The organism is Telmatobacter sp. DSM 110680, assembly GCF_039994875.1.
Classification (GTDB): domain Bacteria; phylum Acidobacteriota; class Terriglobia; order Terriglobales; family Acidobacteriaceae; genus Telmatobacter.
Genome location: NZ_CP121196.1, coordinates 5919566 through 5937597 on the forward strand (window position 1 = coordinate 5919566; position 18032 = coordinate 5937597).

11 protein-coding genes are annotated in these 18032 nt (G+C 55.5%); 5 read left to right on the forward strand and 6 right to left on the reverse strand.

The window, feature by feature from the left end:
• Positions 1–143: 143 nt before the first annotated feature.
• From P8935_RS24355 to P8935_RS24365, 3 genes are all read left to right on the forward strand, one after another.
• Positions 144–1820 (forward strand): SpoIIE family protein phosphatase, encoded by a 1677-nt coding sequence (locus P8935_RS24355; RefSeq protein WP_348262909.1) that lies wholly within the window; start codon positions 144–146, stop codon positions 1818–1820.
• Positions 1821–2397: 577 nt separating this feature from the next.
• Positions 2398–5862: a TonB-dependent receptor gene (locus P8935_RS24360; RefSeq protein WP_348262910.1), complete on the forward strand. Its 3465-nt coding sequence runs from the start codon at positions 2398–2400 to the stop codon at positions 5860–5862.
• 172 nt (positions 5863–6034) lie between these two features.
• Complete coding sequence (locus tag P8935_RS24365; RefSeq protein WP_348262911.1) at positions 6035–7120, forward strand: tetratricopeptide repeat protein; 1086 nt, start codon at positions 6035–6037, stop codon at positions 7118–7120.
• Positions 7121–7131: 11 nt separating this feature from the next.
• Here the strand turns inward: P8935_RS24365 and P8935_RS24370 are convergent, their stop codons facing one another.
• The 3 genes from P8935_RS24370 to P8935_RS24380 form a co-directional block, all read right to left on the reverse strand.
• The gene (locus tag P8935_RS24370) at positions 7132–7671 is read right to left on the reverse strand and encodes a cytochrome c3 family protein (protein ID WP_348262912.1); all 540 of its coding nucleotides are present in this window, start codon (positions 7669–7671) and stop codon (positions 7132–7134) included.
• Positions 7672–8412: 741 nt separating this feature from the next.
• Positions 8413–8817: a hypothetical protein gene (locus P8935_RS24375; RefSeq protein ID WP_348262913.1), complete on the reverse strand. Its 405-nt coding sequence runs from the start codon at positions 8815–8817 to the stop codon at positions 8413–8415.
• 58 nt (positions 8818–8875) lie between these two features.
• A complete protein-coding gene (locus tag P8935_RS24380) occupies positions 8876–9250 on the reverse strand; it encodes a hypothetical protein (RefSeq protein ID WP_348262914.1) in 375 nt (124 codons plus the stop codon).
• 746 nt (positions 9251–9996) lie between these two features.
• On the opposite strand from P8935_RS24380, the gene fdhD reads away from it, so the two are divergent.
• The gene (gene fdhD / locus P8935_RS24385; protein WP_348262915.1) at positions 9997–10815 is read left to right on the forward strand and encodes a formate dehydrogenase accessory sulfurtransferase FdhD; all 819 of its coding nucleotides are present in this window, start codon (positions 9997–9999) and stop codon (positions 10813–10815) included.
• 44 nt (positions 10816–10859) lie between these two features.
• Here fdhD and P8935_RS24390 read toward each other — a convergent pair whose 3' ends face one another.
• Together P8935_RS24390 and P8935_RS24395 are read right to left on the reverse strand one after the other, a co-directional pair.
• Positions 10860–13280 carry a glycoside hydrolase family 3 N-terminal domain-containing protein gene (locus tag P8935_RS24390; RefSeq protein WP_348262916.1) on the reverse strand — a complete coding sequence of 807 codons (2421 nt, stop codon included), beginning with the start codon at positions 13278–13280 and terminating at the stop codon, positions 10860–10862.
• Positions 13281–13311: 31 nt separating this feature from the next.
• The gene (locus P8935_RS24395; RefSeq protein WP_348262917.1) at positions 13312–14817 is read right to left on the reverse strand and encodes a glycosyl hydrolase family 39; all 1506 of its coding nucleotides are present in this window, start codon (positions 14815–14817) and stop codon (positions 13312–13314) included.
• Positions 14818–14963: 146 nt separating this feature from the next.
• Between P8935_RS24395 and P8935_RS24400 the strand changes: the two genes are divergently transcribed.
• Positions 14964–16703 (forward strand): CRTAC1 family protein, encoded by a 1740-nt coding sequence (locus P8935_RS24400; RefSeq protein WP_348262918.1) that lies wholly within the window; start codon positions 14964–14966, stop codon positions 16701–16703.
• Positions 16704–16711: 8 nt separating this feature from the next.
• Here P8935_RS24400 and P8935_RS24405 read toward each other — a convergent pair whose 3' ends face one another.
• A complete protein-coding gene (locus P8935_RS24405; RefSeq protein ID WP_348262919.1) occupies positions 16712–17857 on the reverse strand; it encodes a tetratricopeptide repeat protein in 1146 nt (381 codons plus the stop codon).
• Between the last annotated feature and the right edge of the window lie 175 nt (positions 17858–18032).

Here is an 18032-nt window from a genome sequence, read left to right on the forward strand (position 1 = left end):
TGACGCGCCTTCGGCGGACATGCTGCGTGCAGACCGCGGATAACATTGCAATATGCTGCGCGACATTCTTGGTGAAGCAATAAGCATGCTCCGTTATCGATTCTCGAGGATCAGGTCCGCAATGCAGTTTAAGATCGGAAGCTATGCATGAGCAGCAGGGTTACGAAACGATTCTCGAAGTGGCGCAACCGAACCGCTCGCCTGAATCGGTTGTAGTTTCGCGAAACCCGTTTCTCATCGGGCGTGGCAGCGACACCGGTAATCACCTTCTGCTCGACGATCCTCGCATCTCCAGGCGCTGCGCCGTCATCGAGGAAGTCGACGGCGGTTTCCTTCTGAGGGATCGCGGACATCGTCCCGGCATCTGGGTAAACGGGCGCCGAATCGCACAGATGGTGCTCATGGATGGCGACACGATCGAGTTCGGACTTGAAAATAGCGCGAAGATCGTTTTCCGCTGGCGGCCGGCCGAGCAGTATGTCGAAAACATGCTCACTCGGCTGGGCTCGCTGCCAGCCATCGAAACAACCGCCGCGACGGGGGGCCTGAGCAAGCTTAATCTGCTTCTCGAAGCCACGTCTCTGCTCCACTCTGCCCTTCCGTTGGAATCGGTGCTGGGCACCATGCTCGATCATGCGATGTCCGTGACCAACGCGGAGCGCGGACTGCTGCTCGAGGCGGATGACGATGGCGTTTTAACCGTCAGGCTGGCGCGCGGCACAGGTGGAAAGGCGCTGCCCGCAGAGAGCATCGCCCCCAGCCAGACCGCACTCCGGCAGGCAGTGAGCAAACGCTCAGCGGCCATCACCGACGACCTGAACCTTGACGACCTCAATTTGAAGAGCGCGCAAAGCGTAGTTGTTCAGGGCCTGCGCGCGGTTGTCGCCATTCCGTTGTATGCCGTATCCCACGCGAATGCCGACGGCAGTGAAGCTACGGCTGGCCGGCTCCTTGGCGCACTCTATCTCGACTCGCGGCGCACGACCGCTTTCTCCAATGTTGACCGGCAGATTCTGGACGCGCTGAGCGCGCAGGCGGCGAGCATTCTGGATAATGCGCGGCTCGTGGAGAAGGAACGCGAGCAACGAAGGATGGAGCAGGAACTGGCAATTGCTCGCGAAATCCAGCAAGGGCTAGTACCGCAGGGACTGCGCGAATTTCCTCATCTGGAGATCAAAGGCGTACATCTCGCCTGTCACGGAGTGGGTGGCGACTACTACGATGTGTTCCCACTCAGCGACGGGTCGACAGCGTTCCTGGTTGCTGACGTGACCGGCAAGGGGCTCGGCGCGGCCTTGCTCACGACGATGCTGCAAGGCGCCTTGAGTGGGATGAGACTCGGGGTGGATCCAGCGAAGGTTTTCAACCACGTCAATCGATTCCTATGCGAGCACGCGTCAGTTGGGCGTTGCGCCACGATGTTCTTCGGCCGGATCGATGCGGAGGGAAGGCTCGAGTATCTCAATGGAGGGCATCCGTCGCCCCTTTTAATTCGCAACGGCATGATCACTGAGCTTTACACCGAAGGAACGCTTCCTATCGGATTGTCAGAAGAGGCGATATTTGAAGCGACGCGGGTCCAGTTGGAACCCGACGACGTGCTGGTGCTGTTCTCCGACGGCATTGTAGAAGCTGCAAACACACAGAACGAATTATTCGGATTCGAGCGGCTCAACCATGTGACGGCTCAATGTGCACGGGTCTCGATCGAGACGGTTATGAAGACGATTCTGGATGCTGTAGAGGAGTTCTCTCGGGGCGCGGGGCAAGCGGATGATCTCACGCTTTTAATTGTGCGTTATCGGCGGATTGTGAATTGACTCTCTTGCTCATAAGCGAGGAAGGGGTTGACTCGCATTTGAAGCGTGTGCCTTTCCCTCCTCGCTTAAGGGCGCCAGCATGCACAGACTTCAGTGGCCCGCTGGCATTAGATAGTGCTTTGGGGCTGTCCTAGTCACTTTTTTGCCCCAAAACGCTAAACGGTGCCATTCAGTTTCCTATTGACACTCATTCATTGGCTCAATATTATTCACAACCGAATCAATAAAGCGTTTTATCAGTCTGTCAACTCGCCTCAGATGCTTCCCCGGGAACGGTCTCTGAGGCTGTTGGTTCATGATTTCCTTCGGGTTCATCATTCTCGGGGCCGGCAGTTCAGCCTCGACTGATTTTTTGCTCACCACCTGCTTAGACATAAAACGCGAGGGGTCTGGTCTTCTTCCCCCTTGATTCACTTGCGACCCGGGATCAGTAATCGCTCAAGTTGGCGGCTTAATTTATGGTCGCCCTGGGCAGAGAAAAAGCGGGACTAACACCGCGGCGCAATGACTGTGCCTCGTCGGCAACGGATCATGGCGCTTCTATCAATGCACAACAAGCTTCAATGGAGAGTGACGCATGAAAGTGACTTTAGCGATACTTGCGAGATACAGAAGTAGTCTGTTATCGCTCGTTCTGCTTCTCGTCTGCCTGGCTGGACACGGCCAGCAAAATTCAACAATTACCGGTACTGTTCTTGACAAGAACGGTGCAGCAGTTCCAGGAGCAGAAGTAACCCTCACGCAACAACAGACGGGCTTCGTATCCAAAGCCAACAGCAATGACAGTGGCAACTTCACTTTCAACGGCCTGAACGTCGGAACCTATGATCTCAAGGCCACGGCAAAGGGCTTTGACGCATACGTCGAAAAGGGAATCGTTGTCAACGTCTCCCAGACAACCCGCGTCGATGCAACTCTGACAGTCGGCAGTGTCGATCAAACTGTAACCGTGCAATCGGACGTTCTCTCGGTGCAAACCGACTCGAACGTGGTGAGTACGCTGGTCAGCGAAGAGCAGATCACCGAAATTGCTACTGAGAATCGCAACTTTGCATCCCTGGTGGCGCTTGGACTCGGCGTCAGTTCAACCCTGCCGGACAACAACACGCCAACCTCGGTAGGTGCAAGCTCAAACATCAGCGTCAACGGTCTTCGCCAGAGCCACAACATATGGTTGATCGACGGTGGCGAAGCCGATGATCGCGGCGGCGCCGGCGGCATCGATATTCTGCCCTCGCAGGATGCTATCGCTCAGCTTGAAACTCTCTCCTCCAACTATCCGCCGGACTACGGTATTTCTTCCGGCGCCACAATCAGCCTCTCCCTCAAAAGCGGCAGCCAGAGTTACCACGGCGAAGCATGGGAGTTCAATCGCAACACCGCGTTCAACGCCAACAGTTGGCAGAACAAGAACACATCTGGAACCCCGACTGCACGCGCTAAGCTGAACTACAACATCTTCGGTGCGAATATCGGCGGACCGCTCTTCATCCCCGGCATGTACAACAAGGATCGGAAGAAGACATTCTTCTTCTGGAATGAAGAATGGCGCAAGCTGATTCAGGGCAATCCTCCCAACCTGCAGAATGATCTGCCTGCGGCAGATTTCCCGACGGCTGGGCAGAACCTTACGTACGTTTCGCCTGGATTCGCCAAGACGCCAATCGTCTTGAATGTTCCGACGGTCGGTGATCCGGCGTTTGCTGCCAAGTTGGCTGTCGCTTGCCCCACCTGCGTGCAAGGCCAGCCGTTCCCCGGTGGAGTAATCCCGGCCGGCTTGTTTGATGCCAACGCTCTTGCATATCTCGCCTCTGGAATCGTTCCCAAGCCGAACGCGGCCAACGATCAGTTCCTGGGTCAGGCGAGTCTCCCTATCAATGTACGCGACGATGTGGTTCGCGTAGATCACCGCGTCAATGATAAGTACCAGATACTCGCCCACTACCTGCACGATTCGGTTTCGCAGGCATTCCCAGCGCCGATGGTCGGTTGGTCAACTGGTAGCTGGCCGACGATCACCAGCACCCTGAACAACCCCTCGAACAGCGCCGCAGTCAAGCTCACGGCAACCATCAATCCAAATCTGCTGGTTGAAGCAAGCATGAACTACGACGGCAACATCATCGACATCGTGAACAGTTCAAAGGGCAACTTGCCATCCGGCATGTCCGTCAACAAGTTTTTCAACAACGGTTCCAAGTCAGCGCCCAGCATGAACTGGGGTGGGGTGTATGGCGTTCAGGAGAACCCGGGTTCCGCTCCCTGGCACAATGCCGCCGAAGACTACGAGCCAAAGGTGGATGTCTCGTACACCATGGGTAAGCACGCCATGAAGTTCGGCGCAAGCTACAACCGCTACACCAAGAACCAGAAGCTATTCCTAAACGCGGAAGGAAGCTTTACGTTTGGTACAAACACCGGCGACCCGTTCATGGACATGCTGCTGGGTCTGTCCTCCAACTACTCAGAGTCACAGGCTGCTCCGATCCGCCACTACGTCAACGAGACCCCCTCGGTCTACGCGATGGATACCTGGAAGGTGACGAATCGCCTAAGCCTGCAGTACGGTCTTCGCTACGATGCGCTTCCCTTCGCTTATGAGCGCTCCAACCAAGTCGCTAACTTCGATCCTGCGACTTACCTCAGCAGCCAGGCTCCAAATTGGCTCCCAAGCGGAACCTTGGATCCGAATGGTCCGGGATTCCAAACTGTCAATGGAGGCCGCTTCTATCTGAACGGCGTTCACCTGGCGGGCCAAGGTGGAACACCGAGAAACTTGATCAAGACTGACTACAACACGCTGCAACCGCGCGTTGGTTTCTCTGAAGACGTCTTCGGGAACGGCAAGACCGTTCTCCGTGGTGGCTTCGGAACCTTCTACGAACGGCTCCAGGGGAACGACATCTACGACGTCGCCACCGCTGCGCCGTTTGCGAATACACCATCAGCCAATACGGTCTATCTGACCGATCCGCACACCAGCTACGTAACCGGCGCGGCGGCAGCTACCCCCTTCTTTGCGCAGGGAAGCACGACTCTCGCACAGGACTACAAAGCTCCCGCGGTCGCCCAGTTCAGCCTCGGCCTTCAGAACCAGGTGGCTCCATCGGTCATCTGGGTTGTTCAATATGTTGGCAATTTGGCATGGCATCAGAACATTCGCCGCAACATTAACAACTTCCCAATCAACACCTCTAACGCCGTTCGTGCCAACGCAGGAGACCCGAATAACCATTCGGGAACAAATCCGGGTGGGATGACTATTGCCAACACGGATCAACTCCGGACCTACGATGGTTTCGGCGGTATCACCGAGCAGGAAAACAACACCAACGGCAATTACAACGGTTTCCAGACCGGTCTCCGTGTTCAGAACCGTTGGGGACTTAGCGGTGAAGTCGACTACACCTACTCGCACGAAATCGATATCACCAGCACCGACGACTCGGGCATCGACAATCCCTTCTTCATCAAATACATGAAGGGGTCGGGAGGCTTCGATCGTCGCAACATCCTGAGCATCAACTACATCTACAAGCTGCCCATCTTCAAGGAAGCGGGAATCGCCCATTCAGTCCTGGGTGGCTGGGAATTGGCTGGTACGGTCATTGATGAGACCGGTGTACCCACCACTCCACGCATTTCGCTCAGCTACGACACGATTGGTCTTGACGGCGGCTACACCAACCGTCCTAACCAGTCGGGCAAGTCCAAAAAGGGCGGAAGCATCACACATGCCTTTGACACTTCCGTCTTCAGCAACCCGATTCCGGCTTGGGCTGGCGGCCCGAACCAGGGCTTTGGCAGCGCCGGCAAAGACTCGCTCCCCGGACCAAATCGCGTGAACTTTACGACCTCGCTCTACAAGTCGTTTGCGTTTACCGAAAAGGCCAGGTTCGAGTTCCGCGTCGAATCGTTCAACACCTTCAACCACACCGAACCCAACGGCATAGGCAACACACTTGGTAACTCGAATTTCGGAACGGTTACCTCGTTCTATGATCCCCGCGCACTTGAACTCGGCGGCAAGCTCATCTTCTAACTGAAACCCAACCAGTAAATGCGAAACGCGACAGGATAACCTGCCGCGTTTCGCATTTTGCGCGTAATTTTAAAGAATGATTTCTCCCGTGACCTCAACGCGAGATAAAGGGCATTGCGCCCTTATGCTTGTCTCTGCGCTTGTGTTCGCAGTGATCGGGAACTCTACTTTAATGGGGCAGCAAAATCCGGCAACTACCCGTTCGCAAGCGATGACTCTGGAACAACAGGGACAGAATGAAGATGCGGAACATATCTGGAGCGAAATTGTTAAAGCCGATCCGAGCAATGCGGAAGCGCTAGCACATCTTGGTTTGCTTGCGGCACGGCAAGAACATTACGACGCAGCCATCGACTTTTACCGCCGCGCGTTAGCAATCAATCCCAATCTTCTGGGACTGCAGATGAACATGGGATTGGCATCATTCAAAGCCGCACAGTTTCCTGACGCTATCAAATTCTTCTCGGCTGAAATCAGAAAACATCCTGGCGATCCGCGCCTCACCATCCTGCTCGGCATGGCGCACTACGGGATGAAAGACTATCTCGTTGCCATTCCATATTTACAGCGCGCCGCTAAACGCGATCCGCAGAACGTCACCCTCCGCATGACATTGGCACGTAGTTGTCTACAAAGCAGGCAGTTTCAATCTCTGCTCGACACGCACAAGGAAATTAAGGAACTCAATGCGGATTCTGCCGAGGCCGATATGCTCGCGGGAGAAGCACTCGCAGAAATGGGCGACCGAGCCGCTGCAGAGCAGGAATTCCGAGAAGCCATCTTGAAAGATCCAAGAATGCCCCAGCTTCACTTCGGGCTAGGCTATCTCCTATGGTCCGAGAGCAAATGGAGTGAAAGTGCCGCCCAGTTTGAGTCAGAGTTGCAAATCAATCCAAAGTTCATCAACGCCCAGATATATCTCGCTGATTCATGGGTGCGGCAGAATGAATTCGCAAAAGCTCTGGCAGTGCTGAGCCCGCTCATTCCCAGCGCACGGTCCGAAGCGCTTTTTCATCGGGACCTTGGCATCATCTATGCCAACAGCGGACGCGCAGCAGATGCCATTCGAGAATTCGCAACGTCAATTGAGGCCGATCCTGAAGACCCTGAACCGCATATCCAATTAGCCAAGCTCTACCAGACCACGAATCAGCGCAGCGCGGTGGATGGTGAACTCCAGAAAGCCAAAGGCCTGGCGTCGCGAAGCAATCCGTCTCTCGAAGAAGTACTCAGCTCTACTGAAACTCCAGTTCCCTGACGCTTGTTCGACTACTCAGGTTTCGCTCCTGTGCCTGTCGGGTAAATCTTGATCCAGTGGTTTCGCATCTTCGCATGAACCACCTGGCCTGCGGTCTGCGACACAATCACATTAGTCTCCTCGACGGGCATATGGCAGCCGATGCATTGGTTCGCAATTTGATGTCCCATCTTCTTCGCGATGGCGCAGTTTTGCCAATTATGGCAATTGAGGCACTTCAGTGAATACGACTCGAGCGATTGTCCGCTGGTATGAACATCGTGACAGGTCGAGCAACTCATCTTATCTGAAGAAAGATAGCACTTGCTCCGCTGAAGCAATCCGACCTGATTTCCGTGAACATCCGGATGCTCGGAGTCGAATGACGGAAGCGCCTTGAAGTATTCGCCAAGTGGCCGGCCCGGAATAAAAGAAAAGCTCGGTTTCAGTCCTACCCGCTGGATTCCGTTGTGGCACTCGGCACACAAATCAACCTGTCTGTCCCGCGAAAATTTCGCGGGATTCAAGATGCCGTCGATTGAAGAGTCGTTTGAGTTAGTCTTTTTCTCCATTTCAATTCGAATATGATTAGCTCCGGGCCCGTGGCAGCTTTCGCACGAGATGCCAGGCTCAAGGCTCTTCCGGTCATAACGATTCGTGTTCGGGTCAGCGGATAGTGCTCTTATATAGGTTGCGTGACACTCAAGACACGCAGGATTCACCGTTCGCGAGAAATCTGCGGTTCCATCGATATAGCCCGGGCTGTTTATCCACCGATGCCCGTCCCTCCAATAACTCACGGGCAATTCGAAAAGTCGGTCGCCCCGCCAAAAAAGATAAGTCTGACCGCGCACGCCGGAGCCCGTCACCAGGTCAATGCGTTCGGTCCTCTTATAGCTCTGTGAGCCCCAGCCGGTTTGCGCCGTCTCAAAAAAGCCAGCCGGCTTCGATTCCAAGAAGAACTGAAGTCCCGGTTCGGCGGACTGCAGTGGATCCGTAATTGTGAGCGTATTGCTGCCATTTTGGAATGAGCCGAGAACAGAAGCTGATGTCGGGAGTTGAGACGTTAAACGATGAGGTGTGTGCTCATAGTTTTGGTTTGTCTGTTTGTGGCATGAGGCACAGCTCGCGGCACCTGCATAGCCGCTTCGCCGTTCCCTCAACTCGCCTTCTTGCGCAGATTGATTTGCTGTTGCAACTTGTGCAAGACAGAGCAGAGCAAAGAGGAGAGGAGTTACGGATTTGAAGTGAATCATTTCGAGCGGCCCCACTTGACGATACTGAGTACCGCAAGAATATTTCAATGAATGATCTTAGTGTCCAGCCGCTTCCTGATTCAGGAGCGCCTTGAGACTTCGCGACAACTTCTCGATCTCTTCCGCCTTCTTGAGTACCTGGATAGAGAGGCTCTCCTTGTACGTCTTGGCCACCTCCGCCCGTAATTCGGCAGATAATTGGTAAAGTCTCTTAGTGTCGTCTTCTATCTGAGCCTGTCTCATTTCTTCAGTCGTGGTTCCAAAGGACACTTGAGGTTTTGGATCTTGTGTGGGGATCTGATTTGACCCAAGATTGGTTGAACTTAGCCCCGGTTTTAGCTCAGCAAGCTTCAGCTTCGTTTCCTGAATCTGGGCGCCCGTGGGAACGACGAAAATCATTATGGACAGCAGGGTCAGTAGGTTTACCCGGACAAGTCGCGGATTTTCGAGAATCCATGCCATGAAGATTTCCCTAAGCTTCAACGATTGAGAGTGCATGGCTGCCTGACCAAAACCCAAGCTACTGCACCTTCATTTTCTTCTGCACGCTTTGTGCAAGCTTTTCAATTTGTCCCGCTTGGGCGGCGCTCACCCTTAGCGAGGCGGGCTTCTTTCCGGAGACGATCTCCTGCTGCAACTCTTGCGCCAGCAACAGTATCTGGTTTGACTCAAGCCAGATTTCTCGTGCGCGAAGCTGGTTTTCAATCGAAACAGCTTTATGCTTCTGATCATCCGAGTTCTCGCTGTACACCTTTTCCAGGTCGGGTTGTCGCGGAGTCGGATTGGGAATTACAACATGGGGAGGCGGCGTGTTCTGGCTATGGACCGCGTTGATTCCGGCTAGAAAGGTCAAAGTGCAAAGAAGAGATTTAATTGAGCCAAAGCCACTGCGCATAAATCCTCGTCCAATCAATTGCAATCTAAACAGAGACTCGCTTTCTCGGTCCATATATTTCTTGCGCTGAAATAACAGTGCGGCATCTTTGCGCGGTTGCCTTGGACAGGCATCTTTTTATCCGGAAAGTGCCTCACCGCGGTGTTGCCTTTCGATGCAACGATCAGCCGCGACGCACGCGTAAATGTGGCAATCCAATCTCGGAGATGTGGTCAAGAATTTGGCATTTTGCAAAATCAACCGTGCAGCTGATACCCCATGAGCCTTTAGTAATAGCTAAATCTCAACAAATAGGCCATTTCCCCCGATTGGGATTCCAAATAACCCATCGGTACCGTTGAGCCTTCTTGGAACCGGTGTCACCATTCCGGCATGCGAGTCAACCTTATTACCCGACCAGCCGATCGCCCCCAATCAGGACCAGGTACGATTCCTCTCTCGCTGACAATCCGCCCAGCTTGCGGCTTACCCGGCGACTACGAGTGCCCCACCGATAGCGCGGCGCTTTTGCGCTTGCTCCGGCGGCAAACGGACCTGCCCGCTTACGTCCTACAGAATTTTGAAAAAGATCTCTACACTCCCTTGGGTGCTCGCCTTCTGGGCGTGAACTTGAGCGACAGTGTATTGACCGATATCGGCTATTTCATCGACTAGTCAGCCGATCGCCGGTTGTTCTCCTCGCTAAGTTCGCCTCGAGCAGACGCGCCTGCCGTTTACGGTTTACGCTGAACGTCAGGGAGCAATGCGTGCCAAGAGTCCAGCCAGCGCTCGAACTGACCCATGTAACCGAGTGGTTAAACGGGACCGATCGCCGAATTGAAGACCATCTGGCGGTCGAAGAGCCGCTCGAGATCCGTATCGACGGAAAACCTCTGACCGTCACGATGCGCACTCCGGGGCACGACGAGGAACTGGCCGCTGGCTTCTTCTGGACCGAAGGCCTGATCGAATCGCCCGGCCAGATCGTCGAAGTTCGCAAAATCTCGGTGAAAAACGCGGCGCGTGACAACATCGTCAGCGTTGAACTAGGCGACCACTCGTTCGATCCTGAACTCCTGCAACGCAATTTCTTTGCAGCCTCCAGTTGCGGTATTTGCGGAAAAGCATCTATTGCCGCGATTCGCGTACGCGGTCTGACTCATCCGAACGCCGACTTCCGCATTGACCCTGAACTGCTTTGCGCACTTCCCGCGCTACTGCGAGACCAGCAACAACTCTTCGGACGAACCGGAGGACTGCATGCGGCAGCCCTTTTCGACAGCGCCGGAAAGCTTCTCGTCATTCGAGAAGACATCGGACGCCACAACGCGGTTGATAAAGTCATAGGCTGGTCGCTGGTGAAAGGACTTCTCCCGCTATCGGATTGCGCCATGATGGTCAGTGGCCGCGGTGGATTCGAGATTGTTCAGAAGGCTCTTGCCGCCGGTGTTCCGCTTCTGGCTTCCGTCTCTGCTCCATCCAGTCTCGCAGTTAAATTAGCGCGTGAAATGAGCTTGACGCTTGTCGGATTTCTTCGCGATCGTCGCTTTGTGATTTATTCCAATCCTGAGCGGTGCCGCTCCTGATCGAGTGGGAATTGCTCCTCGTTTTGACTCGCTTCGTTTGCTGCCTATGGAACGATGCGAAACTCTGCATGCTCCGCTGCCTCAGAACTTCCACCCACCCACACCGTATAGTCTGTCTGCTCGATCACCGCACGTCCGGTGTTGTCATAGAACGATAGTTCCGGAAATCCCAGCTTGAATGAGACCTGTTTGGATTCCCCCGGCTTGAGCGTTACGCGCTCAAATCCTTCGAGGCTTCGCACCGGCTGCTCGAGACTTGCGCCAAGGTTGCGGACGTAACACTGCACCACTTCGGTTCCCTCGCGATTACCTGTATTACGCACCGTCGCCGTCACCGTCATTAGGTTGCGTGCATCGTTATGGTTGGCCTCGTCAAATGGAATCGCATTCCGCGATACCGTAACGCCTTGATAAGCAAATTGCGTGTAGCTAAGCCCGTATCCAAACGGAAACAAAGCAGCATTCGGAACATCGATGTAGCGAGAGAAAAAACGCGAATCGAAGTTCGGCGCCTTTGTTAGATCAAGCCCAATCGGCGGTCGTCCCGTTGGAAAGTGGTTATAGTACAGCGGCTCCTGTCCAACTGCACGCGGAAAACTCATCGGCAGTTTTCCACTCGGCGCAACATCCCCATAAAGCAAATCGACAATCGCTGAGCCCGCTTCGGTTCCCGGGAACCACGTTTCCATCAGCGCGGGTACATGTTGTGCGGCCCAAGTCAACGCCAGCGGACGTCCCGAAAAAACCAGCAGTACAACCGGGCGGCCGGTTGCGGCAACGGCCTCAAGCAGCTTTTCCTGATTGCCCGGCAGATCCAAGTGCGCGCGTGATCCTGCTTCGCCGCTCATCTCGCTCGATTCGCCCAGCGCCAGCACCGCAACGTCAGCCTGTTTTGCAGCATCAACGGCTTCCGCGAACCCCGTCTCGGAATCGCCCAGAATCTCGGTGCCCTTCGCATACACCACGGTAGCGCCGTTCTTCTTCGCCCGTGCCTCTAAGGCATCCTTTACCGTCACGACATCAGGATCTCGACGGTCTCCTCCCCACGAACCCGTCATCTCACCGCTGTTATCCGCTAGCGGTCCGATGAGCGCGATCTTCTTGATGCTCTCTGACAACGGCAACAGAGGCCGTTCACTTGGCGACGAATCATTCTTGAGTAGCACAATCGCTTCTTCGGCGGCCTTCCTGACCAGAGGCCGGTGTTCCGCCACCGCAGTCGTCACCTCGGGGCCCTCTGCGTAAGGATGCTCAAACAGTCCCAGAGCAAACTTTACCCGGAGTACGCGACGTACAGCTTCATCGATCACGCTCATGGGGACTTTGCCTGACTTCACCAGTGCAGGCAGTTCTGCGTCGTAGTAATGCGACATCATATCGACGTCCACCCCGGCTGTGATTGCTTTGCGCGCTGCAGTCGCAGCATCCAGTGCGATACCGTGATTCCGCAGTTCCATCACCGCCGTGTAGTCGCTCACCACGAACCCGTCAAATCCCCAGCGGTCGCGCAGAACGTCCTGCAACAGATACCGGTTCGCCGACGCTGGAACGCCATTCAGAGGATTGAACGCGCTCATGATGGTAGCTGCGCCCGCTTCCACTGCGGCTTTGTAAGGTGGCAGATAATCCTGCTGAAGACGGCTTTCCGACATGTCTGTCGTGTTGTACTCGCGGCCTGCCTCAGCCGCACCGTACGCTGCAAAATGTTTTACCGAAGCCGCAACGCTCGTCGGCAGCGAAAGATCGTCTCCCTGGTACCCGCGAATGTACGCGCGCGCCATTGCCGCTCCCAGGTAGGCATCCTCGCCTGCACCTTCCTGCGTCCTTCCCCATCGCGGATCGCGCGAAATATCCACCATCGGCGAATAAAACCAGTCGACGCCGCCAGTCCTTGCCTCCGTTGCTGAAATGTGACCGAGCGCGGTCACCAGGCCAGGATCAAACGTCGCTGCCAGCCCCAGCGGGATCGGATAGACCGTCTTGTATCCGTGGATAATGTCGGCCCCGAACATTAGCGGAATATGAAGCCTGCTCTTTTCGACCGCTGCGTGCTGCAGAGCATTGGTGCGCGCTTGACCCACCGTGTTTAGCATTGATCCCAGCCGCCCCGTCGACACCAGTTGCATGGCATCGACCTTGTCCTTCGCCACTGGATTCTTGCCCGGAGCTGCCGCCGCCTCCGCCGCCGTCTGCGCCTCACCGTCGTAGCCACTGTCGCTGTACTGCACCAGTTGCCCCAGCTTTTCTTCGAGCGTCATCTGCTTCAGCAAGACTTCCACGCGCTTCTCAATTGCCGGCGAAGCAAGTTGCGCATTCGAAGGAGCATGGCGCGATGAGCCGTTTCGCATCTGGCCAAACAGAACAGGCATCGCGACTGCGCTTGAAAATAGCAATGCCGCCATCGTCACGGCTGAAGTTGCGCAAACTCTCTTCATCATCGTTCCCATCGATACTCGATTTTTCATCTTGCTCTCCAGTTTCTGTGCAGCCACGCGCTCATTTCCTGCTTGCAACTTCAATCAATGCCATTCCGTTTACAGGCAGAACAAGATCTAGCTCGCCACGCTTGAGTTCCGCTTTCTCAGGCGCCGGCAAGGCGGACGCCTGGTTCAACTCGGCAACCTGTTTCAGCGTCGGATAACGCGGACTCCCCATCGACTTGTACAGCGTCATTGGATTGCCGTGCAATTCATCCACGCGTTGAATCGATACAGTCGCATTCGCCGAGATTCCCTTGAAATTCAAATGAATCGTCAGCGGAGATCCTTGTGCCAGCTTGTCCATGTCCACCAGATTCCATACCGCCAGTACCAGCGTCCCGTCTTCTCGGCGCGTCACCAATACATTGTCTGCAGCATTCTCAAGCCGCATATCTCCGAGTTGATGGAGAAGTGCAAAATCGTAGAAGCTTGGTTTCTTGATTCGTCCTGGAGCAATCAAGCCGAACCCTCCGTCGAAGGGCATCGTCTTCACTCCGCCTTCTTCAAAGACGTCGTCGAACGTCCAGTACGACATCATGTTCACGTGCCCGTCACACTGGCGGATATCACGCGCCAGCGCCGGCCCCACATACCAGTTATCGCGCGCGTTCAACTTGTCGTACGAGGGCACATTCCATTCCGTCCACATCAGCGGCAGCGAGGGAAACGCCGACGCCTTGATCTCACCATCTACTTTCGCAATTGCCCGGCAGACACGGTCGTGCATCGGAATCTCTTCATGCGAGCCGAACATATCTTCGACCGAATCGTCGGCATACCCATGCGTGGAAACAAAGTCCACAGGGACTTGCTGCTCTTTGACGTGACTTAAGAATTCCGGAACCCAGTGGGCGGCTGCTGTTGCTGGTCCACCCACGCGAATCCGTGAGTTCACGGCCTTAAGTGCTCGCGCTGTGTGATCATAAAGTTCGAAATAGGTGGCCTGCTTCGGGTCGCCCGCCCAGAAATCGATGTTGGGCTCGTTCCACACCTCGAAGTACCATTGCGACACTTCGTCGATGCCGTAACGTTCGACCAGATGCTCAGCGAACGCGCGCATCAGCGCGTCCCATTTGCCATAATCCTTGGGCGGCGAAACACTTTGCTTGTACCAGAAAGGATGAATCGCTTCCTTTGCAGCCAGCTTCCGCGGCATGAAGCTGATCTCGACGAACGGCCTTACTTTTCGCTCCAGCAGCCCATCATAAATCTGATCCACATACGTGAAGTTGTATACCAGGCTGCCCTTGTCATCCTCGTCGTAGACGCCGACCTCGTCATGCAGAATCGCGTGGAAGCGCACATAGCGCATCCCCACCTGATCGTGCACATCTGTCAGATCTTTGCGATAGTTGTCGCGCAGGGCGAGTATGGCGCGCCCCGATCCAAACGTCTCCTCCCAGAAATGCGGGAATGGATGCGCAGCCGACTTGGCATCGACCGTCACCGACACTGGAGACTGTGCGAATGCAATCGTGGCAATCATCAAACCAACAAAAACAGGCAGCGTTTGAATCTTCATCGCGCGTTCTCTCTCTTTCGATCTGGGTTTCCGCGATCTGCCGTTCTATAACAGTAGTGGGGACTCTGTGATCGAGTTGGCCGGTTGCCGCTCGCTCGCTGCAAGCATGTAGACTTCATCGTCACCACGCAGTCCCGCACGCTCTCATGGCCTTCAATCAAATCCCGTGTGTTGAACGTCGCGGCTTTCTCAAAGCCCTTGGCCTCGTCACCGCATCTGCACTTGCGCCGCGTCGCATGTTGCCTTTTCCCGCGCAAGCCGGCGCGACTCCACTCTCTGCGGGTATTCGTTTCGAGGAAATCGCCAAACAGTCCGGACTCAACTTTGTCACCCGAAATTGTGCGACACCCAACAAGAACCAGCCGGAAACGATGGTCGCCGGCATAGCCTTGTTCGACTACGATAACGATGGTTTTCTCGACATCTATTGTGTCAACGGCGCTGAAATCCCCTCTCTCGAAAAAACCTCGCCAGCTTACTGGAACAGACTCTTCCGGAACAATCATGACGGTACGTTCACCGACGTGACAGAGAAGGCTGGCGTTGCTGGAGCCGGCTACGGGATGGGCGTGGCCATCGGCGACTTCAACAACGATGGCAACGCCGACATCTTCGTAGCCAACGTCACCGGCAACCAACTCTTCCGCAATAATGGGAACGGTACGTTCACTGATGTCACCGCTAAAGCAGGTGTCGCAGGCGCACACGCCCATGGAAAGAAGATGTGGTCTGTCGGCGCGGGTTGGTTCGACTACAACAACGACGGCCTGCTCGATCTTTTCGTTGTCAACTATTGCCATTGGGAGGTCAACAAGGATCCCTACTGCGCGCTCAAAGAAGGCCTGCGCGCCTATTGTCATCCCAATCTCTACCTGCCCCTGCATAACACTCTCTATCGCAACAACGGCGATGGCACGTTCACTGACGTCTCGCATGAAACCGGCATCGACGCCTTCTATGGCAAGGGCATGGGCGTCTCGTTTGCAGATTTCGACGGCGACGGCTTTCTCGATGCCTTTGTCACCAACGACACCATGCCCAACTTCCTCTTCCGCAACATTGGCGGAAAGAAGTTCGAAGAGATCGCCGTCGCTGCAGGTGTTGCTTATTCGCCCGACGGCGATGCTCTCTCCGGCATGGGCTCCGACTTCCGCGACATCAACAACGACGGGCTGCCCGACATCTGGCATGACGCAGTCGAGCACGAAGGTTTCCCGCTCTACATCAACCAGGGCGGCGGCATCTTCATTGACGCCAACAACACCAGCGGCCTTGGTCAACTCACCAACCGCATGACTGGCTGGAGCAACGGAGTTTACGACTTCGACAACGACGGATGGAAAGACCTCTTCGTCGCGCGTGCCAATGTGATGGACAACATCCAGCAGGCCATCCCCGCTGAGGCCTACCCTGAGCCCAACTCCGTCTTCCGTAATCTCGGCAACGGCAAGTTCCAGGACGTCAGTTCCAGCGCCGGATCCAGCTTCCAGATCCCCGGTGCACATCGCGGCGCAGCCTTCGGTGACATCTTCAATACCGGTCACATCGATGTCGTTGTTAGTAGTCTCAACGAGCCCATCAAACTTTTCCGCAATATTGGCGCCGCCGGTCAGCACTGGCTTCTCCTGCATCTTGTCGGCACGCGTAGCAACCGCATGGGCCTTGGTGCGCAAATCAAGATCACTACTCCCGATGGCCGCTCGCAATGGAACGAGGCCACGACCGCCGTCGGCTACGCGTGTTCGAGCGACCCGCGCGTTCACTTTGGCCTGGGCTCCAGCACCGCCGTCAAAGAAATTCAGATCACCTGGCCCAGCCGCGCCGTGCAACGCCTCACCAATATCCCTGCAGATCAAATTCTCACGATCGAAGAGCCGAAGTCTTAGCGTTTCCATCACTGCTTCGTTCTCGCGTTCATCGCGTCGGTAATCTCCACAGCGCCTTCGGCCTTCGCTTGTTCCGCCTGCTTCTTGCGCGCAAATTCGACCCGTGCCTGCGCCGCGTCCTGCAACCTGCCCACGTGCGCATACGCGGTTGCGAGCGAGAGGTCAATTCTTCCCTCTTGCGGAAACGCTTTGCGCGCTGTCTCCAATTCCGGAACCGCTCGTTCGTACGCACCGGTATCAAGCAGCAGAAGCCCCAGAAGATAATGTCCTAGGGGTAACTTCGGATCCAGTTGAACCGCTTCTTCGGCGTACTTCAGCCCCGCTGCTGAATCCACCTTGTACTCCGCGACCGCGATGTGCAGGCGCGGCAGCACACTCTTAGGCTGCTCCGCGATCTCCGCCTCGAATTCTTTGATCGCTCCTGGAATGTCGCGCGCGTCAACAAGCGCGCATCCGTAGGCATAGTGAACCAGCGGAAAATGGGGTGCACGCGCGATCACCTGATCGAATTCCGTCTTCGCCGTTTCATATTCCTTTGCCGCATTCAGGCACGCGCCCCGCCCTGCGTGCTGCACGACCTCTCCGGCTTCTGTGCTCGGGTCGGGAGCCGCCACGTCGCGCATGCGCAGAGCGACCATGCCAAAGGTTCCCGCCAGTTCGCTACTGCGCACGCCATTCAGACACAACGACGTCAGGGCCGCTTTGGCGGCCTCAAACTGGCCAGCTCGCTGAAGCAGTATTCCATCGTGATAAACCACCACGTCGCGCAACTGTTTATCCTCGAGGACGCCCAGCGATTTGCTTGCCTCGATATCCTTCAATGCCTGCTCGGACTTGCCTAGTTCGAATTCGCACAGCCCGAGCATCGCGCGCGCCGTTCCCTGTTTTGGATCAAGAGCCACTACTTTGCCGAACGCCAACTGCGCTTCGAGATACCTGTCGCTGTCGTAGTGAAGTGTTCCCAGCGACCACCATCCCTCGGTCCACTTTGGATTCAGCGTCAGCGCCCTGCGATATAGCTTTACCGCATCATCCAGCCGTCCGGCGTCGCGTGCTTCATCGGCGCTCTTGGATAGCGATTCAAATGTCTTCGTTTCTGTGGTGGAATGTGTCGCAGCGGAACTTCGAGATTGTGCCTGGGATGGTCGGCTCACGAGTGCAAAATTCATCGTTATTAGTAGTGTTGCCGCTGCACCAATTGCCCGCGCTGCACGAGCTGAACCTGATCCCCGCATCTAACCTCGAAACCCCTTTTGACCGAATACATTTTGGTTTAAAGGCGAAATAAAGAGCCGTCGCCGAGCGTCTGCGACTACGGCGCTTCGCCGA

Excerpts from the sequence above, each read along its gene's own strand:
- P8935_RS24380 (WP_348262914.1), bottom strand. The coding sequence starts at position 9,250 with ATGCGCAGTGGCTTTGGCTCAATTAAATCTCTTCTTTGCACTTTGACC.
- P8935_RS24395 (WP_348262917.1), bottom strand. The coding sequence starts at position 14,817 with ATGAAGATTCAAACGCTGCCTGTTTTTGTTGGTTTGATGATTGCCACG.
- P8935_RS24390 (WP_348262916.1), bottom strand. The coding sequence starts at position 13,280 with ATGAAAAATCGAGTATCGATGGGAACGATGATGAAGAGAGTTTGCGCA.
- P8935_RS24400 (WP_348262918.1), top strand. The coding sequence starts at position 14,964 with ATGGCCTTCAATCAAATCCCGTGTGTTGAACGTCGCGGCTTTCTCAAA.
- P8935_RS24360 (WP_348262910.1), top strand. The coding sequence starts at position 2,398 with ATGAAAGTGACTTTAGCGATACTTGCGAGATACAGAAGTAGTCTGTTA.
- P8935_RS24375 (WP_348262913.1), bottom strand. The coding sequence starts at position 8,817 with ATGGCATGGATTCTCGAAAATCCGCGACTTGTCCGGGTAAACCTACTG.
- P8935_RS24370 (WP_348262912.1), bottom strand. The coding sequence starts at position 7,671 with ATGGAGAAAAAGACTAACTCAAACGACTCTTCAATCGACGGCATCTTG.
- P8935_RS24355 (WP_348262909.1), top strand. The coding sequence starts at position 144 with ATGCATGAGCAGCAGGGTTACGAAACGATTCTCGAAGTGGCGCAACCG.
- P8935_RS24365 (WP_348262911.1), top strand. The coding sequence starts at position 6,035 with ATGGGGCAGCAAAATCCGGCAACTACCCGTTCGCAAGCGATGACTCTG.